The organism is Stieleria marina, from assembly GCA_007741555.1.
Classification (GTDB): Bacteria; Planctomycetota; Planctomycetia; order Pirellulales; family Pirellulaceae; genus K23-9.
Genome location: CP036526.1, coordinates 3,708,840 through 3,729,248, shown reverse-complemented (window position 1 = coordinate 3,729,248; position 20,409 = coordinate 3,708,840). Strand labels below are relative to the sequence as shown.

The following is a 20,409-nucleotide window of genomic DNA, read 5'->3' as shown; positions in this document are numbered from 1 at the left end:
AGAGGTTCAACTTTCTCGTAATGGCACTGTTGTGCTTTTGCGGTCTCGCAATCACTGGGTGTTCGCAGAACCAAGAGGAATCCGTCTCGCCCGACAAACCTCCCAAACCGGTCTCGACCGCTGTCTTGCAGAAAACTTCTCCGATAAACCTGCAGTACACAACAGGTTCGGTTGTACCATGGAAATCCGAGCAAATCGCGTTTGAGGTCGCAGGGCGCGTCGCTGAAGTGATCGAACCCAACGAGCTTGTGACGCCACAAATCGGTAGTGAAGCCGATGAACGGACACCTGATGCGACTCCGCTTGCCCGTCTCGATGACGAAGAATTGAGAATCGCCGTCGAATCGGCACTTGCCAGCGTCGAAGTTGCGAAGCTGAATCGCGACGCCAACTTGGTGACGATTGAGCAGCAGTTGCCCGCCCAAATCGAATCTGCAAAGGCCGAAGCCGACCTTGCCGACACTGAACTATCTCGAGCGTCGGAGCTTTCAAGACAGAATGCAATTTCACGTTCGGAACTCGACGCCGCTCGGACCAACGCCGCGACGACGAAATCGCGTCTGGCAAGTTCCAATGCCGAGTTGGCTCAGGCGAAAGCCCGGCAGCTTGCCCTTGAGGCTCAGATCCTGCAGGCCCGGCAGCAACTTTCCGAAGCCCAACGCAGCCTCCGAAACGCGGTGCTGTTCAGCCCGTTTCCCGGTCAGGTTTCCCAGATCCACGCGGTTCCTGGCACATATGTCAAAGAAGGCGATCCAGTGGTGACGGTGCAAATGATGGATCCGATGACCATCGAATTTGAAGTCACTGCCCAGGACTCTCGCCGCTACCGTCGCGGTGACATGTTGCCGGTGCAGGTCACCGATGGCAGCGGAACGCCTCGCCAGCTTAGCGGCATGGTTTACCGAGTCGACACGGTGGCTGACCCGGCGGCGCGAACGTTCACGGTCACGATGCACGTGCGAAACGAGATCGACGAATCCGCGTACACGTTGCCCGACACCGACGAACCGATTGCTTGGACGGATCAGATCACACCACTAAACATTGGCCCGATGATTACCGGCGACCGGCGACAACTTGTCGTTCGCGAAGCGGTTCATACGATCGGCGGCGAGACGTTTGTTTGGAAAGTGACCAATCGTCGCTGGGGAACTCCGTCGCCGCCGGGCGATCGGTTGCTTTCAGTGACCAAAGTCCCCGTGCGAATCACCAGTGATGTGATTCCCTATCTCGGTCGTTGGAAGTTCGTCGCGATCGAGTTCACCGATCCAAACGTACCGATCAATGTCGACCGTGATTTAATCACCGGCAAACTCTACTTCAAGCCAACCCATTTTAATTCCCCTGTAGTGGACGAGGTTACGAGTCCCAGCATTGGAACCAGCTCGAAGGACTTGTTACCTCGTCCACTACAAGAATTGGAGACTTGGACCGGCTGCCAAGTCATGCTTGACGATCAGCGGTGGCTATTGCGTTCGGGCGACATCGCGCGGATTTCCCTGACCGGCAGCGAACCGACCGATGGGTTCTTCGTCGTGATGAAGGCCGTCCGCGAAGAACAAGGCAAGACCTTCGTCCACGTCATTGACGACACTACGGATCGAGCCACCGCACGGCGAGTCTTCGTCGACGTTGCTGAAGGTGAATCGGTCCTCGGTGAAACGGTCTTGCTGCGAATCACGTCGACTTCGCGAGACGAATTACGTGAGGGAATGCAGGTCATCGTCGAAGGCACGCACTACCTGAACGACGGCGACCGCGTTGTCGTTTCGACGCTTGTGGGAGGCCATCCATGAGAAGCCTTCCCGATTTCGCGGTGCGCCGGCCGACGATCACGATCACGCTGGTGTTGTTACTGGTCGCCTGGGGCAGCGTTAGTTTCTTCACCATGCCGCGTCGCGAAGACCCTGAGTTCACGCTCAAAATCGCCCTCGTGACCACTCGGTGGCAAGGTGCGTCGGCCGAGCAAATGGAAAAACTGGTCACCGATCCACTGGAAGATGCGATCGACGGATTGGAAGAAGTCCGCTTGATTCGATCGACCTCCAGAAGCGAACAGTCGGTCATTTTCGTCGAGCTCGAAGACAACGTGCCGGGTGCTCGAGTCGACGACGCGTGGGATCGCGTCCGGGCCCGGATCCGCAACGTGCCGATGCCCGACGAAAGCGTTTCGCCGTTTCTGTTCGACGAATTTGCTGACACCAGCGTCCTGCTGTATGCCGTGCACCAACGGCCGCTCGATGGGGACTCATCCGTTGATACGAAGTACGCCTACTCGCCGCGACAACTTGATTTGTACTCAGAACGACTTCGCGACGCATTGCGATTGCTGCCGGGCGTCTCGCAGGTCGGTCGGTTCGGAGTTCAGGAAGAAGCCATCTATATCGAGACCGATGAAGGGAATTGGTCAACGCTGGATCTAACGACCGAACAAATTCAATCGCTTGCAAAATCGCAAAACATCGTCGCCCCAGGTGGAAAGATCGACGCCGAAGACGGACGTTTTTTCGTCAAGCCAAGTGGTGATGTCGGCGCTGTGGAGGCTTTCGATTCATTGGTCGTTGGTGTCGTGGCGACCGCGGAGGAGAACGGCGACGCAGGCTTCAACCAAGTTCAACTCAAGAACATGGGCTTGAACGTTCGTCGTGGCTACGTCGACCCGGCTCAGCGAATTTGTCGTTACGGAACGCCCGAGTTCGAGACACCCGCCATCACCCTTGCGGTCTCGATGAAATCAGGTGCAAACATCATCGACATTTGCGACCGGTCGAAAGAAAGCATCGCTCAATTGCAAAGCACGGGCGTGTTGCCGCCCGATTTGGCGGTGTCCATCATTTCTGATCAGTCGGATAGCGTAAAGCAGCGAATACGCGAAGTTGGCGTGAACATCATTCAGGCGATTCTGGTCGTGGTCGTTCTGGTGTATCTGGTCGTTGGATTTCGCACGGCTGCCGTCATGGCCGCAAACATCCCGTTCGTTGTTGTTTCGTCGCTGGCGATCATCACGCTGTTCGATGTGCAACTGGAACAGATGTCACTGGCGTCGATGATTATCTCGCTGGGCCTGCTGGTCGACAATGCGGTTCAGGTTTGCGACCAAAGTCGCACGAACCAGATCGCCGGCATGAACCCACGCGAAGCATCCGTTGCGGGTGCAAAGATGCTTGGTATTTCGATGTTAAGCGGAACCGCCACGACGGTCGCCGCTTTCATTCCAATGCTGATCGCGATGGATGGTGCCAATCGCGAATTCATTTACAGCCTGCCGATCACCCTGTCGGTGATGCTGGCGGTGAGTTGGGTTTTGGCGATGACCTTCTGCGTCATCCTCGCCGCGTGGTTCATTCGACCGCCCAAAGACTTAAGTCGCCCTACCGCGCCGCTGCCGTGGTTGATGAGCAAATTGGGAACTGCGTGGCGTAGGATTCGCAAAAAAAGAAATGAGTCCCCGAAGCCAGCCGAATCACAACGCGGTGGTTTCTACCGACTCTACGCCATCGCCGTCGGATGGGCTCTGCGTCATCGTTTTGTCACGATCTTCGCATCCATCGGAACGTTGCTGCTGGCGACTCTGTTGCCGGTTTCGAGCGAGTTCTTTCCACTGACGGAGCGCGACCAATTTGCCGTTGAAATCTACTTGCCCGAATCCGCTTCGATTCAACAAACCAACGAGGCGGCTCGCAAGGTCGAAGAGATGATCCGAGCGCTCAGCCCGCATGTCGATGACGAAGGAGAGTCGCACGAGCGTTTGTACAACATGCGTACGATCGTCGGCGGAGGCGGATCGCGATGGTACCTAGCATGGGAACCGGAAACCCTGAAGCCAAACTACGCCGAGATTCTGATACACACAACCAAGGGCGAGTTCACCCACGACTTTGCCGAACAACTGCGTGCCGCGGCGCGGCAAGGAGACGAATCGCTGGGCCTGTCGCCGATCGCCGGCGCCCGAGTCGTTCCGGTCGAACTGGCGCTCGGCCCGCCCGCCGACCCTGTCGTGCTGCGCGTCATGGGTAGCGGGCTCGCCGACGCGGACGAACTCAGGAGCATCGCGAATCGCGTCAAGTCAATCGTGGACGCCGAACCTGACACGTGGGACGTCAACGATTCGTGGGGCGTCTCCAGCCAGCAGTTGTTCGTCGACGTGGATTCAGATCGGGCGAGCCTTTCAGGAATTCGCAACGCGGAAGTTGCCTCCACGCTTGACGCTTACTATTCCGGCAAGCTGCTGACGACCTATCGCGAGAGCGACCGGCAAATCCCGGTTTACTTTCGGTTGAATCCCGAAAGCCGTCGGTCGCTCGGTGCGGTCGAGAACTCTCACATCGAAAGCCGCGTTGGCAAGGTTTCGCTGGCTGCCGTCGCCAGCGTGAAACCGCAATGGCGTCTAGAGACCATTGATCGACGCGACGGAAATCGAACGATCGAAGTCCGATCACGGATCAACTACGGCGCATCCGGCAACGACATCACGACGCGCGTGTTCAACTCCGAGCCAATGCAAGAACTGAAAGCCGAATTGCCTTCTGGCTATCGCATCGAGATCGGCGGCGCGCTGGAAGAGTCGATGAAAGCTCAGTGGAAAATGTTTCGTTCCTTTGGCATGTCGTTCATCGCAATCATTCTGTTGTTGATTTTTCAGTTCAACAGTCTCGCTCGAACTTCGATAATGATGGTGACGCTGCCGCTCGCTCTCGTGGGCGCATTGTTCGGACTGTGGGTGACCGGCAACGCGTTCGGATTCATGCCGCAACTCGGCGTGCTGGCGTTGTTCGGGATCGTCTTGAATTCGGCCATTCTGTTTGTCGAATTCGCTGACATCGTCATGAAGGAACGAACATCCGGAACCGGTCAGTCCCTTTCTCGCGAGGCTTATCACGCTGCGATCGTCGACGCTGCACGGCAACGACTGATGCCGATCTTTCTGACAACCGCGACGACTGTTGGCGGACTTGTTCCTCTTGCACTTGGCGGTGGACCGCTTTGGCAAGGGCTGGCGTGGTTGCTGATCTTCGGCCTGACCTTCGCCACTCTGCTGACGTTGTTCGTCATCCCCGTCCTCTATTCGTTCATGTCGCCCACGTCGCGGCTTAGCGCTGGCGACGACTATCCTCCGCAAATTCAGGAGTCCGCGTAGTGAGTACCAAAACAAAGTTCGGCCCCAAGGGCTGGACGCCGGAACGACTCGGCTCCCTGGCGGGTAAAACGTATCTCATCACCGGCGCCAACAATGGCGCGGGATTTGAAGCAAGCCGAGTGTTCCTGTCCAAAGGCGCGAGCGTCGTGATGCTGAACCGCAGTGCCGACAAGTCCACTGCCGCCATCGCGAAGCTGAAGCAGGAATTCGGCAGCGATGCTGACGCGACATTCGTGCGGATGGACCTGGCGGTATTGGTTTCCGTGCGAGAAGCCGCAGCGGACGTCTTGAAGAAAGTTCCCGGCATCGACGCGCTGATCTGCAACGCCGCCATCGCACAGGTGGCCCAACAGGAAATCACCGTCGACGGCTTTGAAAGCCAGCTCGGCGTGAACCACTTCGGTCATTTCCTGTTGTGTGGACTGCTGTTCGATCGAGTCGAAAAGTCCGAAGGGCGGATCGTCGTTGTTGGCAGCAACGCCTACAAAATGGGGCTGAAGAGAATCCAGTTCGAAGACCTCAACTTCAACAACAACTACACCGCCTGGAATTCTTACGCCCAAAGCAAACTGGCCCAGATGATGTTTGCCTACGAAATGCAGGGCCGCGTTCAAGCGGCCGGAAAGAACGTCACCGTCCAGGTCTGCCACCCCGGCGCGTCACGAACCAACTTGCTAAAGGACACGGCAAGCACCTTCAACAAAATCGTCTGGTCCATACTCTCACGAGTGATCGCACAATCCGCTGAGAAAGGATCGTGGCCCGAGGTGATGAGCGCAACAGAGGCGGAAGTGGAGTCCGGAAGACTCTATGGCCCCACAAAACGTTCACAAACGGTCGGCCCCATCGACGAGTGCCCCTTGAATGAGTGTGCCCTGGATCGGGAAGCCGCTGCCAAACTCTGGACGTTGTCTGAGCAGAAGACATCCCTGAGCTGGTCGCCATAGCTGCGATTTGTGTTCATTGTTTTGTTCGCAAACGAGCCGACCCCGATGATGTCGTCGCGACCTTGCGTGAGCTAGCACGAGCCGTATCACGCAGCAAGTCAAAGCGGACGCATTTGTCATCAACCTTCCAAATCATTCACATGCTTGTTCACTTAGAACTGCCTGATGACGTTCGTTGATCAAATCCATGGCGTGCTCTTCACCCCATTTCTTTAGCGACTTCACGATCGGTTTGAGCGACTTACCTTCTTCGGTGAGTTCGTATTCAACTCGCGGCGGCACTTCGGCGTAGACGATTCGATTGACCAATCCGGCAGCTTCGAGTTCGCGAAGTTGCTTGGTCAACATCCGCTGCGTAACACAACCAATTTTCCGCTTGAGTTCGCTGAAACGAAGCCGACCATCGAACAAATAGAAAAGAATGACGCCTTTCCACTTGCCGCCAATTAACTCCAGCGTCGCTTCAACGGGACAAGCGGGCAGCTCATAGCTGGTGTGCCGGGGCTTGTTCTTGGTATCCATTTTGTGCCTACGTGTCCGAAATGTGCGTACTTGTTCGATAAAGTCGTACTCTTATTATGTGTATAGGCAGGGGAAAAGACAATCATTCTCAATAAGTTAGGACAAACAATATGAAAGCGATGCTCATCAACGCCTATGGCGAGAACGCGACCTTTGAAGCGGCGGATGTTGCGAAACCAGAAGTGAAGGCTGGCCACGTGTTGGTGAAGATCGCCGCGTCGAGCGTGAACACGGTCGACACAATGATTCGCAGCATGGGGAAGGATTTGCCTCTATCGCCCGACACGCCAGCCATTCTAGGAATGGACTTCGCCGGAACGGTCGAGGCAGTCGGCGATGGCGTGAATGATTTTTCAGTCGGCGATGAAGTCTATGGCTGTGCCGGCGGATTGGCTGACTTGCCTGGCACGCTAGCCGAATACATGGTTGCCGACAGTAACTTGATTGCCCACAAGGCAAAGAACCTGTCGATGCGAGAAGCTGCCGCGTTGCCGCTGGTCGCGATCACTGCCTACGAAGGACTGCAGCGAGCGGGCATTAAGCCAGGACAGACGGTTCTGGTGCATGGCGGGTCCGGCGGCGTTGGCCACATCGCACTGCAACTGGCAAAACACTGGGGCGCCGAAGTTTACTCCACAGGTGGCGGCGAGAAACAACTTGCACTGATCGAACAACTCGGTGCCATTGGCATCAACTACAAAACTGAAACGGTGCAGCAGTATGTTGCCAAGCACACCGGCGGCGCAGGGTTTGATGTCGTGTTCGACTCGGTTGGTGGTACTAACCTGACGAACTCTTTTGAAGCCGCTGCACTGAACGGCCAAGTCGCCACGACCGTTTCAATGTGCGAGCTGGATTTGACCCCGGCTCACTTCAAAGGTCTGTCGTTGCATGTCGTGTTCATGCTGATTCCGATGCTGCACAATTCCCGACGAGAACAGCACGCAGCAATACTCAGCGACCTAGCGCAAATTTGCGATTCCGGCGGACTGAAACCGGTGCTTGATGTAAAGCGATTCTCGCTGGAGGAAGCAGGACAAGCGCACGCGCGACTGGAAAGCGGAAAAGCGATGGGAAAAGTGGTTGTCGACAACCCGTAACACAGGCTGCCAGCCTGTTGCCGCTCGTGCGCGCATTTTCCCCACCCCATAGCGATGCTCTCGATGAAGGAAAGTGCAGAGAGACTGACGATACTATTGAATCCGTGTTCACAACAGCAATAAAACTTTCTGTGCGAAACAGAAGCCAGTTATGAATCACCCCCTCAACATCTTGATCATCGTGCACTTCGTGATTCTCTCACTGCACAACGCATGTCCATGGCCCTGTTAATGCTTGCTGGATGCTTTGACGAATCGTTTGACGATTTTCGCATCGACGTCATCGAGCCTCTTGAACGTCAGGTGCCGACGGAACTTGCCGACGCGCTCGAGCAATCCGTCAGGATCGTCGAGTTCGCTGCCTTTGGCGAACGACGACTGAATGTGCGCTTTGCACGGGAACACACCGCAGAACTGCCCTTCCTTCTCGTCGGGCTTCAGCGTGTAAAGCGTCCCACCGTACTTCGCGACCTTGGTCGATTACGGTACCGCCGCCATCACAAGCGAATCGAGCAGCTCAATGAGGTTTCGTTTTTCTGCGTCAGTCATTCGGGAGGGATGAAGGAGGAATCACCTTTTTCGATTTCGTGCGTTCTTGGTACAGGTGACAAGAATCACCGTCAGTTCGTTGGCTTCTTGCATCAATAGCTGCAGCCGATTTTCTTCGACTGTACCGGACTGGACGAGCAATTCCAGCTACTAAACCGTTTCTTCGAGTTTCTGAAGACCGCCCTCGATTTGGTTGATGAACTCAGTGTCCGATCGGGCACAAGTGCCTCGCGGTAGTGAGACCCCCAACCAAAGTCCCGCTGCAAAGTATCTGTTTGCCCACCACCTGGGCCTCGGTTCTCTTCGGCAAAGACAAGCACAAACGAATGATCCGCAAAGCAAACTCCCGAGTCCGGGTCTTCAAATCAACTTGGCTTCCTCCTTCACTCAACCTTCCTCGCTCAGCCTTTCATCACGCCAACTTGGCTCCGTTAGGAATCGACCGATCGGGAACCGCCAGAACGACCGAACCGTCGTCGTGATAGAATCCGACGATCAAAATTTCCGACATCATGGGTCCGATCTGCTTCGGCGGAAAGTTCACCACTCCGATGACTTGCCGACCAATGAGTTCCTCCTTGGTATAGTTCACCGTGATTTGAGCACTCGTGCGGCGAACGCCGATCTCGGAACCAAAGTCGACCGTGATCTTGTACGCCGGCCTGCGAGCCTCAGGGAATTCGTCAACCGATGTGACCGTTCCCGCTCGCAGGTCCACGTTTTGGAACTCCTGCCATGTGATGATGCCTGTTTCGTTCACTTGGCGTGCTCCATCAGCGTGTCGATGACTTCTTCGACACGTCGCTCACGTGTTTCGACCATCTTGGCCGAATCGACTCGGTAACAGAAACTGCGACGCTTGCCGGCCGTCAAACTGTCCCACACCTCCCGAGCCGCATCGTTGGCTTCCAGCGCATACTGCAATTCCATCGGCACCGTGATCGCGTCTTTGTCGGCAATATCGAACGAAATGAATACGCGGTCGCCCAGAGAGACGCCGCACAGCCTCTGCAATTTTTTCGAAACCATCAAGAACCACTTTCCCTTTCTGGGCATCAAAGCCGCTTCGATGCGGATGCCTTCGATCTCGCCGTCAATTCGCAAACGCTTTGATTCCGCAAAGTCCAGTTGGGACAAGATTTCCTTCGGAACGTAGACGATTGAAAACTGCACCTTTCCAAAACCGTATTTCACGATTTTGGCGTCGAAGTTGTAGGGATAGTCACTCATGGTGTATCAAATCGTCGGACCGTAAGTTGTAGGCCACGATTCTAGATGATCAAACGAAGTTGCCCGAGCCCAGAGGATCCGAAACCGATGAAACTTGGATACATCATTCTATACGTGCCCCAAGTCGACGAAGCGGTCGCGTTTTACGAAGCCGCGTTTGGCCTGAATTGTCGCTTCGCCCATGAAGGTGGCGACTACGCCCAGATGGGCACGGGAGAAACCGCTTTGGCGTTTGCATCGGAAGAACTCGCGGACTCGCACGGGTTTGCTTATCGAAAGACAACCGCTGACGGCGACGCACCGAGTGTCGAGTTGGCCCTGGTCACCGACGACGTGCAGGTCGCATTCGACAAAGCCATCGCAGCGGGCGCCTCCGCTGCCAAACATCCGGCAAAGCAACCATGGGGACAAACGGTCTCCTACGTGCGGGACAACAACGGTTACCTCGTCGAAATCTGCTCGCCAGTGGGTGGAAATTGACGCTTCAAGCAGAACGTTAAACGGCGAAAAGGGCAAAACGACTGTCGATGACCATGGACCGCTTCTCGCGACGACTCATCGGATGGAAACTCGATGTAACGATGACCGAGCAACTTGTCGTTGGAAGTCTGAAAGATGCGATTATGATTCGACAGCCCGAGGGTGACTTGATCCATCACAGCGATCGCGGTGGCCAGTACGCTGGCAATCGCTTTCGCCAGATTCTTAGGCGTTCATCAATTCGACAGAGCATGAGTCGCGCTACCGACTGTTATGACAACGCATTCATCGAAAGTTGCTTTGGAACAATCAAGACTGAACTCGAGATGACCGAATACGAGACTGTATCTAAAGGAGAGCGTGAACTCGGAAGTTACTTAAATCTAATACAACCAAGATCGAAAGCATTCGAGTCTTGGCTACCAAACACCCAACCAGTTTAAATCCACTCAACCAGGTCGAGAATAAGCCCTGGGCGCGCCCGGGATCAGGTCACCACCTCAGGGTAGGCGAAAAGTGATTAGTGCGCAATTGGCAAGGACTAGGGTTCCAGACTGCGGTATTTGAGGAACACTTATTGACACTCAATCAACACCAAATTGTGTGGGCAGTCACCCTGTGACCAGGCCGTCTCGGCGAGTTCGTGAATAGTGGTTAACAACGATTTAAGTTGTTCGTGAAATTCCTCGGACTGATCTTGCGTGATGATTTCTTCGCTGCGGAGACCGAAGATCGCTCCTCGGGCGAAGGCGTGACCGGACAGAACGCGTTTGAGTTGCGTGATGGCGAGGGCTCGGTGGATCTTGTCGTCAAGTTCATCGCTGGTCGCTGGTCGCTTGGACGAGGACGCCGGCGATATCCAAGCTCGCTCGCGAAAGGACCAAGATGAACGACGACTTTCCGGTGTGGTCGTTGGCTAAGTCGATCACCGTCAAAAGGAAGGCCTGGGCTTGCTCAACAGCGGCGTGGTTGTCGCGACGCGTCTGCTCACTGGCTTCAACTACAAGGCAGCCGCAGAGATCCTGGCCGATATTCGAGAAGCCGTTGGTGACGAAGCGGGCAAGCAGTTAGCTCACGATTGTGCCAAAAAAATCGTCAAAGCCCACACAACGCTCAATATGCTTCAGTCGTCGCTGCGCAAACGTGGGCTATTGGACTGAGCCGCTCTACCACGACGGCAATCCCGTTTGCATCAGGAACTTTGTTTCTGCTTTGTCGAACTCGGCGGCATCGAATGGGCCGCTCCATTCCATCAACTGTTCATGCTCAGGATGCTTGGAATTGCCGATCGCTTCTAGGAACTCGTAATAGCCCCAGATGCCTCCGACATCTTCGGGCGGACATTCGTTCTTACCGGCAGTGCACCGCGGATAGGAGACGGCGGATTTTGAAGCTACGACTTTTTCCAGTACGATTTTGTGTTCTCAGCCATCACCGAAATCGTAGTCGTATCGCATTTTCAGATTGGCACCATGCTTTGCCACCAGTTTGGCGACCGTGATTCCTGAGTAGGATTCCACCCAATCCATCATCCCCTCCTCAAGACAACGTGGCTCCACAAAGCAGTCTTCACCAATCGCAAACTGATGCAAGTGAGAGTTCGTCCAGCCCATCGCGGTCTGAATTAACTCATTTAGTTTGGCCAGGGACACGTCACCGGTTTCGATGCGACGCCAAATCGGCGGTTTGGAACCCGATAGAGTGATCTTGATGACATAGATCTCCGCAGGTTGCTCGCGAGTATCGTTCGCGAGAGCTGACTGAATTTGTTTACTCGCTTTGGAATTCGTCATCACCCACTCGCGGACGACCCGAGTGATCTTGCCGCCAGACCATTTCGGATTCAGTGTTTCGTCAACAAGAATCTGAATTGAACGCGGCACCCCCGGCTCGCGATGAATGAGTCCCCTTTTTCCAGCGTCTTCATCATCTTGTTCACAGACGGTGGTGAGAAACCAATGGCCGCAGCGATTTCAGATTCTGCGGGCGGCAAACCGAAGCCAACGGTATAGGCATAAATGTCGGATAGATACCGGCCCTGAGTTGAAGTGAAGTCCGCCATTGAATTACCTTTGCACGAGAACGACGGCAACTCTAGAGCAGTTTACCGACTTTTGGAATCTAAGCGACACAATCAAACATTCAAATCTCATTGGTGTTGTTGCTTGGATCTGGGCGCAGTGGGCGAGCCAGAACGGGCTCTCAAAGAAGTATGGGGATTTCCAAGCTGGCATCACTAGTTCCCATCTTCCCGCTGCTCATTGCGGTGAGTCTGCTCGTTGCCATTTGCCCGTGTCTTGACCGATCGGTCCAGACCATCTACGCTAGTTGGCTGACTAGACAAAACTGAGAATTGCGATGCCTTGGGAAAAATCTTTCGACGAGTCAGACGTGATCGAGCGAACGATGGAAGTTTTTTGGCTGAAAGGCTATTCCGCGACTTCGATCTCCGACATCACCGAAGCGACTGGAATCAAACGAGGAAGTCTGTACAACGCGTTCGGCGGAAAGCGGGATCTTTTTGTACGCTCGCTGTTGAAGTACGGCGGAGAAAGAAGAACGAAGAAGTTGCGGATGCTGGAAACGGTCGATGATCCTCGCGAAGCAATCACTATGTTCTTCGACTCGCTCGTCAAGGCTTCGCTGAACGATCGCGACAAGAAGGGGTGCTTTCTGTTCAACACGGCAGTGGAGTATCCATCGCATGACGATGAAACGAAGCGAATTGTCACGGCGGGGCTGAAGGAGGTTTGTTCATTCTTTGAAGGACGGATCGAACGAGGCAAAGAATTGAACCTCATTCCCGATTCCGTGGAGACACGCCCGACCGCAAACGCTTTGATCGCACTTGTCGCAGGTATTCGTGTGTTAGGTCGGGGAGCGTTTGGAAAATCAACGCTGCAGCAAATCGCTCAGCAAGCTTCCGCGATGATTACCTAGGCAGTAATCACCAAGAAGACATAATCCGTAGATTTACAAACGTTTTGGACCGAACGGTCAAAACAACGTTGTGATTTCCTTCACTACCGACAATCAACTTCCGGCAAACAAAAAAGGCCGATTCATGCGACCGCTACTAGCCCTACTCAACGCCGCCTGTGGCCTCATTCTTGTCCGGTTTACCGTGTCCAAACTGGCGGCTTGGCCGATTTCTGTTGCGGCATTCGTGGACATGGCCAAACCGCTCGGAATCGACCCCACGTTCTTCAGGATCACGACCGGTTTCATCATCGGATACGCCTCACTGTCGTTCTTTACGAATTGCCTGATCCTGCTGCTAAAGAAGGAGAAGCACGAGAAGGTCAAGCTCCTTTACACCTTCAATACACTTTATGCGACTGGCGCGATGGCTGGAGCCCTGTTTTCGGAGTTCTTTCTCCGGACGGATCCCAAATGGGCACTGGTATACATTGCAATCGCAATCGTAGCGGTGGCGATCACAAACGCTCTGTCGCGATACAGCAAGATTCCGGAGCTGCTGCAGGGGCGAGCCGACGCCGCACAAATGCAAACGATCGAAGCCTCATAAGCACATCATCAATGCATTTTCACCAGCACCGGTGCTGGTGATTTTGGCAACCATGCCGCCTCTTTTTCACACGTATAAAGAAAATTGAACATGAAGAAAACCTCTTACCTTCCCGCAGCGATTCTACTTGCAGGTGTTTGCATCACTGGCACCGCAACCGCCCAGAACGCAAGCACGCAGAACACGAGCACGCAGAACACGAGCACGCAGAACACGAGCACGCAGGCCACACCCACCAAGACTTCCCCTACAGGAGCGACACCAATGTTATCCGAACTTCTCCAGCAGAAAGCCGACGCCAGCGCGACTCGACTACCTGAGACTATTCGCAAAACATTTTCCGAAGGAATCGACACCGTTCGCGAGACGGGAATCGAACAGTCTGCGAAGAACGTCGGTGACCAAGCGGTCGATGCGGAGCTTACAGGATGGAACGGCAAGACTGTTGAACTCAGCAGCCTTTGGAAGGACGGCCCGATCGTTTTAATGTGGTACCGCGGCGGCTGGTGCCCGTACTGCAATGTTCAACTTCGTGCGATGCAGCAGAGCCTGAACGCGATCGAGGACGCGGGCGCGAAGTTGGTTGTGCTGACACCGGAATTGCCTGAAAAAGCGAAGGAAACGGCCGAAGCAAACGACTTGGAAATTGTCGCTCTTCACGACAAAGGCAACGCTGTGGCACGCAAGTATGGACTGGTCTTTCAACTGCCAAAGCCGATCATTCCCATGTACCGAGACAAGCTGAAGCTGCCTGAATACAACGGCAACGATGCGATGGAGTTGCCGCTTTCAGCAACTTACGTCATTGATCAATCTGGCAAGATCACTTACGCGTTCTTGGATGCAGATTACAAGAAGCGGGCGGAACCTGCGGATGTCGTCGCGGCTGTGTCATCGGCAGCAGGAAAGTAGTTAACTTGAACGTCCAAGTATGGAAGGGTATGCCATGAAATCATCCAATCAGCGAACCGCGATCGTCACGGGTGGATCAGGCGGAATCGGAAGTCAAATTTGCCAGCGACTTGCCAAAGATGGTTTCAACGTCGTGGTTCATGACGGAGGCAACCGCGAAGCCGCTGAGTCGGTCGCGAAGGAAGTTTCCGGCGCGGGCGGCATTGCCGTTACGCGTTCGGCTGACGTCTCTGATGAAACGGAAGGACGAGAAATCACCATCAATAGTGTTCGCCCTGGAGCAACCCAGCCGGGCATGTTTGCCGAAAGCACCGAAGAGCGGAAGGAATTTTTCCGCAATCGTTCGCGATTCGAACGTCTCGGTCGCCCGGATGACATCGCAGCAGTTGTTTCCTTCCTCGCCAGCGAAGACGCAGCTTGTATCGCAGGACAACATCTTCGCGTTGATGGTGGTGCATCTAACTAAGGAACAACGCATTAATAACCAGCGTAGTGGCCACTAGTAGTGATGTCGGCCCAAAGCCAAACACTGTGGCATTGCCTATTGATCAGTTTGCAGCGTTTCGAGCGTGCTTGCATCGTTGTTGCGTTGCGCCTCCGCGAAGGATCGGCCACGATTTCCCAGAAAGGGCGCCGTGATTTAGCCGAAAAGGGCTCTAGAAGAGGTATGGAAATTTCCAAGCTGACATCGCGAGTTCCGATCTTCCCGCTTTTCATTTCGGTGAGTTTGCTCGTCGGCTGGTTTATTCCAGGGTTCTATGCCTGGACCGACTCCGACCAGAGCCGCCCGTCGCCGCTGCTGTGGAAGGTGCCGCTATGGTCAGCGATTGCATTTGCTGCGTTTTGCGTGGCTCTGCCGTGGTTACCTATCGGTGCCAAACCGCCAAGCGACGCACCACGTAAGCCAATGCGATTCTCGGTTCGCACATTGCTGATGATAACCGCTGGTGTTGCAGTGGCGACTGCGTTGTTTGCCAAGTTCCCCCTCGTGTTGAGCGGGATAGCGTGCGCCGGCGCGTATGCATACTTGATTTGGTTGTGTGTAAAAACACCACATCATCGTCTAGCCGCATCAGCACTGATCGGGGTCATGATTCTGCCGTACGCCTGGGTCGTAGGTTACGACGAACTCGACCGTTTACTGCCAACACTCGCAATCATGATTGCCGGAATGCCCGCCTTTCTCCCGGCGGCTTTCCTAAGTCAAATGATCGGACAACATTTCCAAGAATCACAGTGGTTAGCGTTTTTGCTGACCACTGCCGAGCTTTTGATTGGCATCTGGATGATTCGTCTCGGTGCAAAACGAACGATCGCCTACCTAATGCTCGTTTTGCTGATCTCCGCCGTAGGCTCGCTGGGCTTCTACATGATGTGCATCGCTTGATGTCGCGTCAGCGATCGCCGGCCTTCGCTTTGGATTAGGGCGAGTCGAAGTTCAATCGATTCCGGCTTTCGATCTTTGTGAGCACGGTGTAGTTACTCTCCTGCTCGCGTAGATCTGCGTACGCCTGTGCTTGCTCGCGAGTGTTGAAGGTGATTTCGTAGCGCCAGTCGATTTCATTTGGCGGAATCTTGATCACGCGATACATGATCAGAAACTCGCCGTGCTCAACGATGAATTCACCTGCCTCTACGGCTGTAGAGTAGTCAATGACCCTGAGAACACTAGAGTTTGGAGGGGCGCCGTATGACACGACTTCCCAACGGCCAGTCATGGCATCAAATATCTCTAGTCCATACGTCATTTTCGTCGCGATCGTGTCCACGCTATAGACGTCATACAGTCTCATCGACTCTCGCAAGTCATCGAAGCCAAAGATTTCTCCCGAGCCTGTGACTTTGCCTGAATCAAGAGGGCGGTTTACGTCTCGAAACTCATCGTTCGCCAATGGCGGGCCAGACTGCGCTCGCACGTCACTGCAACACACGGCTGACGCACCCAATGCGATCAAAAGGGCGAATCCGGAAAGCTGAAGATGACGGGCGGCGTTTGATAGTTTTTGAAGGAACATGGTTTCTGCTTTCAGTGAAGAGGTGGTTTAGTTCGACTTCCGCTAGAGCGGAAAAGCAGGCTGAATGTTGCGGGTAATCTGCTAAAAAGAATTTGTCGGCAGCGGATCCGCTCACCGTGATGTGCTTGCGATCACAATCCTTGGAGAAATAGGCGCATAATGTGTTGGACGCCCCACGCAAAGGCAACGGTATCTTGAAAGGAAAAAGGCGACGACTTGAGATGGGCGACTCAATCGATCATGAACGAATCGACTTGCTCCATCGATTCATTGAAGACAATCGCGGTGTTCACACAGAGGCCTTTTTCCCAGACCCCGTCGATCTCGATTCGAATGTCCTCAATGATTGGTGGCGGGCTGACTTCGAAACCTGCTTTCTCGCGACTCACAATCGAAACCTTGCTTGTCGGCACTAGATGGCGGTTGCCAACCACTTGATGCACGTTGGTCGGTAACTGGAGGGGCTCATAGCGAATGAACCACTGGCTGACTAGATGAGTTCGGTCTCCGCCACTGACGAGAAGGTCACGTTCGAGATCAGGGTAGTAACTTGCGAATAGAAGCGTGTTCAGAGACGGGCAGCTCAAGATCCCGCCCGCCAGCATTGTTTCGCCAGCTCCGCCTACTAACCAGTCCCGTCCCGTCCCGCCAACCATCGTGCAGTTGGTCACAGAGTTACTAGTTAGTCGGTCATCTCCTGGACCACCAAGGACAACGATCTCAATATCGCTCAGTTCGTTGAGTACGTCTTCAATGTGACGATCCTGCAGTTCGTCAATGATCTCGATGTCGTCGTGCCCGTCATGGCCAGCAATAGCAATTGTTGCATGCGTCATTTGAGGCCCCATTCCTATTAGAGCGGATGGATAGTCGTCCTCGTCAAGTGTTGAACTTTCACCATTGATCTCAAACCGAATGTGATCCTTGCGAATCTTAATAACGATCTTGTCGTTGTCATCCGTTCCGCAAACGGTCACCAATTGTTCATCAAGGTAGATCTCGCCTTCTTCCGACTCGGCAGGTGGCCGTAGCTGGTCTTGGACTGGAAAATTTTGAGCAGAACAAGCCTGGGCGTGCGTGATCGACGTGAGCACCGCGAACAGGCACAGGCCACCCAGCAAGTTGGCAACTCTTGGTGAACGTGAGTGTTTGGGCGAGTCCGTGACGTATGATGAAATTGACATTTCGGGTTTCCGCTAGGATGGAGAAGAACATTCAATGTGCATAGCGAAGAGCGACTGTCGTTGTTACGGACGTTTCCTTGAATGGTAGAACGCCAGCTTCGATTAGTGGCATACGGGGCAACACCGTTGCGGTTTTTGGCAACAGTTTTTACGCGATTTTGTGAGCCGCTGGCGCTAGCCACGGGCCCTTTGCGGTCTCCCAAATCCGGATGACGCCCACCGGTGAATCCTGCGAAGCAATCACGTTCATTGAGTTGACGCAGATACTTTGCGTTGACAAAGACCCGTGGTTATCGCCAGCGGCTCACATCGACATCCACTACGGCGCTGCACACGGGGCTGGGCGCAGAATATTTGTCGCTTGTGGCAGATATTGGCGGTAACAATCCGGGTTGGTGCACGCTAGGGCTAACAAGTGAAAACTTGTGTCCGAGTTTCGCCTCCCGCAAACGAGCCGAATAATGTCCGTTTCAATGTTCTCCCGCTCCACTCCATTCGTTACCGCTTTACTGCTTCTTTTCTCGATTGGCAGTACAGCCAACGTTCACGCGAACGGCCTTCCGACCCTTGGTGATGTCCTGCCTATTTCTCCCGTGGACATTGACGACGTCGTGCTAGTCGAGGACTGACGTGAGAATACGGTCGTCTTGGTGGGGACTCCTGATGACGACAAAATTCTCATTTTGGTTACCGACGACAGAATTCGGTTTTTCATCAACGGTGATTCAGTCGGCCGGATTCGCGAAGATGACCTTCCAAACAACCCAGCAGTCAATGAGGAAATCAGTTTGCCTAATCCACTGAAGATCTATATTTCCGGAGGAGAGGGTAACGACAGCATTTCTCTTCTGATCGAAGAGTCAGACGAATCACCGCTCGACCTTCATGATCGCGCTGTGTTCCTGCTGTACGGAGACGATGGTGATGACAAATTGATCAGCGCAGGAATCGACCAAGTCGGTTTTTGCGGAGGCAAAGGTGCCGACGTGCTGATCGGCGATGGAGCTCACTCGCAATACGCTGTTTGCGATCTGCAAATCCAAGACTTGGAGACTTTCGAACCATTGTCCTCACCCGACCTGTCAAGGGACATCATCTTCCCCGGCAACGAAGGAAGCACCGTTTTCCGGAATTACTATCTTCAGTTCGACGCAGTCAGTCACTCGAGCTCCACTCTTGTGAACTTTGACAAGACTCCTCGCAAGCTTCCAAGTGTCCCCACCATCGTCAGCCGCGAGAAAGCGAACACGACCATCTACGAACCCGATCCCATCGTCTTTGATTCGATCTTGCTGGATCAAGACTATGTGATCAACGATTCAGGATGCACGGTAATGGATGTCTACTTCAGCGAAGATGGTTCCACGATGTCACACTCCATCGTTGACTAAACCGGCATCGGAGTCATTGCACCACACCACGATCGGTATTCGGCCGAGCTGCTTCTACGCTGAAGTGTTTGCAAATTAGCCTTTCAAATCTGAAATCCTGATCTTCGCAATTCCAGCCGTCCTTCCGGCCGTAATCGTAAGTCAGATGTTCGGACGACCTTTCCAAGAATCACAACGGTTGACCGTCCGTAATTTCGCACAGAGGGGATGGCTCCGACGTCGGCCAAGTTAGCTGGCTTTGAGTCCCCACGGTGTAATTGCAAATGGTTGTGATAGAATTGGCGGCGAAGCGTGTTCGCTCAAATACAGAAAACTGCATCTTGGAGATATCCGTGAATCGATTGGTTTCTCGAGGCCTGGCCGCGATAGCTTGCCTCTGCATTGCCGCGACTGCCAACGCGCACTATCTGTGGATCTCAGTTGCGCGAGAGCCAGCGGAGAATGCCGGTACTCACATTTACTTTGAAGAAGCCGCCCGGCCAGGCGACGGTTTCCATCTGGATCATTTCTTGGGCAAAAGCAATGTTTGGATTCGGACGCTCGAAGATCCTGCTCCGGCTCCGGTTCAAGCGATTGAGGTCAAGCAACGAGACAAGCGATGGATGAGGGTCGCCTTGCCGTCGGCGGACGAATACAGCGTTGACGCATACGGAAAGTTTGGCGTCTATGCATACGGGCAGACCAACGTCTTGCTGCACTACTACGCTCGTAGCCTTTCAGTCACATCTCATGACGCCATGCACGAACTTGGACGCGCTGAACAAATGGACCTTGATTTGGTACCGCATGACGTGGGCAACCAATTCGAGTTCAGGTTGCTGTGGAAAGACGAGCCCGTCGCCGATCGCATGGTGTTCGTCCGTGGGGGCAACGGATTTCGTAAGAATGTGAAGACCGATGCCAAAGGCCGTGTCAAATTGGAGCGGCCATCAACAGGAACCCTGACGTTGCGAAGCAGTGTCGAATTCTCGACGCCCGGCGAAGAGGGTGGTGAATCCTACGAAAAGGTAAGGCACAATATTACGCTGGTCCTGTCCATGAGCGAATCTGCTGACGGACCATAAATTCAATCGTGCACTGCATATTGACAATCTCTCATTGAACTCTGCGGACGCTTCGTCGTCATCTGCTTTTGGGTTGCCTGAGGCAAAAACTCGTCGTAGCATGACGAAGCCAAACTGCAGCCGTGGATCCTACCAAAGGACCGTTGTTTGGGGCAGCGATCTCGAAGAAGGCGAAAGCGAGGGACTGCCAGTGTGGAGCCCACATGTGGCCGATCCGGTGCTAGCGAGCAACCTCGGCCCCGGTTCGCTCGAGACAACCGACATTCACGTCTCCGAAAGCTGGATTCAAACGGACCTCGAAGATCCCGAGCTTTCTAGTGATTGAAAGAGCCGAGCTATCTGGCCGAGT

At 54.2% G+C, this 20,409-nt stretch carries 22 protein-coding genes and 1 pseudogene; 17 read left to right on the top strand and 6 right to left on the bottom strand.

Going from position 1 to position 20,409, the window contains the following annotated elements:
- The first annotated feature begins 20 nt into the window (after positions 1 to 20).
- The 3 genes from K239x_RS13250 to K239x_RS13240 are packed head-to-tail and all read left to right on the top strand — an operon-like array spanning position 21 to position 6,084.
- On the top strand, positions 21 to 1,796 hold the full coding sequence (locus K239x_RS13250; RefSeq protein WP_419190009.1) for an HlyD family secretion protein: 1,776 nt from the start codon (positions 21 to 23) through the stop codon (positions 1,794 to 1,796).
- The gene (locus tag K239x_RS13245) at positions 1,793 to 5,137 is read left to right on the top strand and encodes an efflux RND transporter permease subunit (RefSeq protein ID WP_145418533.1); all 3,345 of its coding nucleotides are present in this window, start codon (positions 1,793 to 1,795) and stop codon (positions 5,135 to 5,137) included. Before K239x_RS13250 ends, K239x_RS13245 begins: the two co-directional genes overlap by 4 nt.
- On the top strand, positions 5,137 to 6,084 hold the full coding sequence (locus tag K239x_RS13240) for an SDR family oxidoreductase (protein ID WP_145418532.1): 948 nt from the start codon (positions 5,137 to 5,139) through the stop codon (positions 6,082 to 6,084). The genes K239x_RS13245 and K239x_RS13240 overlap by 1 nt, the downstream gene beginning before the upstream one ends.
- A gap of 132 nt (positions 6,085 to 6,216) precedes the next feature.
- On the opposite strand, the gene K239x_RS13235 is transcribed toward K239x_RS13240, so the two are convergent.
- Entirely contained in the window at positions 6,217 to 6,606 is a 390-nt protein-coding gene (locus K239x_RS13235; RefSeq protein WP_145418531.1) for a winged helix-turn-helix transcriptional regulator, read from the bottom strand.
- A gap of 110 nt (positions 6,607 to 6,716) precedes the next feature.
- On the opposite strand from K239x_RS13235, the gene K239x_RS13230 reads away from it, so the two are divergent.
- The gene (locus tag K239x_RS13230; protein ID WP_145418530.1) at positions 6,717 to 7,706 is read left to right on the top strand and encodes a zinc-dependent alcohol dehydrogenase family protein; all 990 of its coding nucleotides are present in this window, start codon (positions 6,717 to 6,719) and stop codon (positions 7,704 to 7,706) included.
- A 213-nt stretch (positions 7,707 to 7,919) separates the two neighbouring features.
- Positions 7,920 to 8,354, top strand: a complete 435-nt coding sequence (locus tag K239x_RS29035; protein ID WP_473163584.1) for a hypothetical protein — start codon at positions 7,920 to 7,922, stop codon at positions 8,352 to 8,354.
- A gap of 313 nt (positions 8,355 to 8,667) precedes the next feature.
- Here K239x_RS29035 and K239x_RS13215 read toward each other — a convergent pair whose 3' ends face one another.
- Positions 8,668 to 9,015, bottom strand: a complete 348-nt coding sequence (locus tag K239x_RS13215; RefSeq protein WP_419190008.1) for a tRNA-binding protein — start codon at positions 9,013 to 9,015, stop codon at positions 8,668 to 8,670.
- Positions 9,012 to 9,485 carry a YdeI/OmpD-associated family protein gene (locus K239x_RS13210; protein ID WP_145418529.1) on the bottom strand — a complete coding sequence of 158 codons (474 nt, stop codon included), beginning with the start codon at positions 9,483 to 9,485 and terminating at the stop codon, positions 9,012 to 9,014. Before K239x_RS13210 ends, K239x_RS13215 begins: the two co-directional genes overlap by 4 nt.
- A gap of 87 nt (positions 9,486 to 9,572) precedes the next feature.
- Between K239x_RS13210 and K239x_RS13205 the strand changes: the two genes are divergently transcribed.
- The 4 genes from K239x_RS13205 (at position 9,573) to K239x_RS13190 (ending at position 11,125) form a co-directional block, all read left to right on the top strand.
- Positions 9,573 to 9,965, top strand: a complete 393-nt coding sequence (locus K239x_RS13205) for a VOC family protein (RefSeq protein ID WP_145418528.1) — start codon at positions 9,573 to 9,575, stop codon at positions 9,963 to 9,965.
- A 47-nt stretch (positions 9,966 to 10,012) separates the two neighbouring features.
- The gene (locus K239x_RS13200; RefSeq protein WP_145418527.1) at positions 10,013 to 10,408 is read left to right on the top strand and encodes a DDE-type integrase/transposase/recombinase; all 396 of its coding nucleotides are present in this window, start codon (positions 10,013 to 10,015) and stop codon (positions 10,406 to 10,408) included.
- A 233-nt stretch (positions 10,409 to 10,641) separates the two neighbouring features.
- Positions 10,642 to 10,854 carry a hypothetical protein gene (locus K239x_RS13195; protein WP_145418526.1) on the top strand — a complete coding sequence of 71 codons (213 nt, stop codon included), beginning with the start codon at positions 10,642 to 10,644 and terminating at the stop codon, positions 10,852 to 10,854.
- Positions 10,855 to 10,915: 61 nt separating this feature from the next.
- A complete protein-coding gene (locus tag K239x_RS13190) occupies positions 10,916 to 11,125 on the top strand; it encodes a hypothetical protein (protein ID WP_145418525.1) in 210 nt (69 codons plus the stop codon).
- Positions 11,126 to 11,131: 6 nt separating this feature from the next.
- Here the strand turns inward: K239x_RS13190 and K239x_RS13185 are convergent.
- A pseudogene (locus K239x_RS13185) lies at positions 11,132 to 11,758 on the bottom strand (plasmid pRiA4b ORF-3 family protein).
- Between the two features lie 565 nt (positions 11,759 to 12,323).
- On the opposite strand from K239x_RS13185, the gene K239x_RS13180 reads away from it, so the two are divergent.
- The 5 genes from K239x_RS13180 to K239x_RS13160 all read left to right on the top strand — a co-directional run bounded on the left by K239x_RS13180 (position 12,324) and on the right by K239x_RS13160 (position 15,793).
- Positions 12,324 to 12,905: a TetR/AcrR family transcriptional regulator gene (locus K239x_RS13180; RefSeq protein WP_145418524.1), complete on the top strand. Its 582-nt coding sequence runs from the start codon at positions 12,324 to 12,326 to the stop codon at positions 12,903 to 12,905.
- A gap of 124 nt (positions 12,906 to 13,029) precedes the next feature.
- Positions 13,030 to 13,494 (top strand): hypothetical protein, encoded by a 465-nt coding sequence (locus tag K239x_RS13175; RefSeq protein ID WP_145418523.1) that lies wholly within the window; start codon positions 13,030 to 13,032, stop codon positions 13,492 to 13,494.
- A 264-nt stretch (positions 13,495 to 13,758) separates the two neighbouring features.
- Positions 13,759 to 14,406, top strand: coding sequence for a peroxiredoxin-like family protein (locus K239x_RS13170; RefSeq protein ID WP_145418522.1), 648 nt, complete (start codon positions 13,759 to 13,761; stop codon positions 14,404 to 14,406).
- A 34-nt stretch (positions 14,407 to 14,440) separates the two neighbouring features.
- Positions 14,441 to 14,872, top strand: a complete 432-nt coding sequence (locus K239x_RS13165; protein ID WP_145418521.1) for an SDR family oxidoreductase — start codon at positions 14,441 to 14,443, stop codon at positions 14,870 to 14,872.
- 87 nt (positions 14,873 to 14,959) lie between these two features.
- Entirely contained in the window at positions 14,960 to 15,793 is an 834-nt protein-coding gene (locus K239x_RS13160; RefSeq protein ID WP_419190007.1) for a hypothetical protein, read from the top strand.
- A gap of 34 nt (positions 15,794 to 15,827) precedes the next feature.
- On the opposite strand, the gene K239x_RS13155 is transcribed toward K239x_RS13160, so the two are convergent.
- Complete coding sequence (locus K239x_RS13155; protein WP_145418520.1) at positions 15,828 to 16,421, bottom strand: hypothetical protein; 594 nt, start codon at positions 16,419 to 16,421, stop codon at positions 15,828 to 15,830.
- A 230-nt stretch (positions 16,422 to 16,651) separates the two neighbouring features.
- Entirely contained in the window at positions 16,652 to 17,605 is a 954-nt protein-coding gene (locus K239x_RS13150) for a calcium-binding protein (protein WP_145418519.1), read from the bottom strand.
- A 650-nt stretch (positions 17,606 to 18,255) separates the two neighbouring features.
- Between K239x_RS13150 and K239x_RS13145 the strand changes: the two genes are divergently transcribed.
- The 3 genes from K239x_RS13145 to K239x_RS29030 all read left to right on the top strand — a co-directional run bounded on the left by K239x_RS13145 (position 18,256) and on the right by K239x_RS29030 (position 20,385).
- Complete coding sequence (locus K239x_RS13145; protein ID WP_419190006.1) at positions 18,256 to 18,996, top strand: hypothetical protein; 741 nt, start codon at positions 18,256 to 18,258, stop codon at positions 18,994 to 18,996.
- Between the two features lie 332 nt (positions 18,997 to 19,328).
- The gene (locus K239x_RS13140; RefSeq protein WP_419190005.1) at positions 19,329 to 20,060 is read left to right on the top strand and encodes a hypothetical protein; all 732 of its coding nucleotides are present in this window, start codon (positions 19,329 to 19,331) and stop codon (positions 20,058 to 20,060) included.
- A 100-nt stretch (positions 20,061 to 20,160) separates the two neighbouring features.
- Positions 20,161 to 20,385 carry a hypothetical protein gene (locus K239x_RS29030; protein WP_473163583.1) on the top strand — a complete coding sequence of 75 codons (225 nt, stop codon included), beginning with the start codon at positions 20,161 to 20,163 and terminating at the stop codon, positions 20,383 to 20,385.
- The last annotated feature ends 24 nt before the right edge of the window (positions 20,386 to 20,409 follow it).

Coding starts and splice junctions, on each gene's coding strand:
- K239x_RS13250 (WP_419190009.1), top strand. CDS start 21: ATGGCACTGTTGTGCTTTTGCGGTCTCGCAATCACTGGGTGTTCGCAG.
- K239x_RS13245 (WP_145418533.1), top strand. CDS start 1,793: ATGAGAAGCCTTCCCGATTTCGCGGTGCGCCGGCCGACGATCACGATC.
- K239x_RS13235 (WP_145418531.1), bottom strand. CDS start 6,606: ATGGATACCAAGAACAAGCCCCGGCACACCAGCTATGAGCTGCCCGCT.
- K239x_RS13230 (WP_145418530.1), top strand. CDS start 6,717: ATGAAAGCGATGCTCATCAACGCCTATGGCGAGAACGCGACCTTTGAA.
- K239x_RS29035 (WP_473163584.1), top strand. CDS start 7,920: ATGTCCATGGCCCTGTTAATGCTTGCTGGATGCTTTGACGAATCGTTT.
- K239x_RS13210 (WP_145418529.1), bottom strand. CDS start 9,485: ATGAGTGACTATCCCTACAACTTCGACGCCAAAATCGTGAAATACGGT.
- K239x_RS13205 (WP_145418528.1), top strand. CDS start 9,573: ATGAAACTTGGATACATCATTCTATACGTGCCCCAAGTCGACGAAGCG.
- K239x_RS13200 (WP_145418527.1), top strand. CDS start 10,013: ATGACCATGGACCGCTTCTCGCGACGACTCATCGGATGGAAACTCGAT.
- K239x_RS13180 (WP_145418524.1), top strand. CDS start 12,324: ATGCCTTGGGAAAAATCTTTCGACGAGTCAGACGTGATCGAGCGAACG.
- K239x_RS13175 (WP_145418523.1), top strand. CDS start 13,030: ATGCGACCGCTACTAGCCCTACTCAACGCCGCCTGTGGCCTCATTCTT.
- K239x_RS13170 (WP_145418522.1), top strand. CDS start 13,759: ATGTTATCCGAACTTCTCCAGCAGAAAGCCGACGCCAGCGCGACTCGA.
- K239x_RS13165 (WP_145418521.1), top strand. CDS start 14,441: ATGAAATCATCCAATCAGCGAACCGCGATCGTCACGGGTGGATCAGGC.
- K239x_RS13155 (WP_145418520.1), bottom strand. CDS start 16,421: ATGTTCCTTCAAAAACTATCAAACGCCGCCCGTCATCTTCAGCTTTCC.
- K239x_RS13150 (WP_145418519.1), bottom strand. CDS start 17,605: ATGTCAATTTCATCATACGTCACGGACTCGCCCAAACACTCACGTTCA.
- K239x_RS29030 (WP_473163583.1), top strand. CDS start 20,161: ATGACGAAGCCAAACTGCAGCCGTGGATCCTACCAAAGGACCGTTGTT.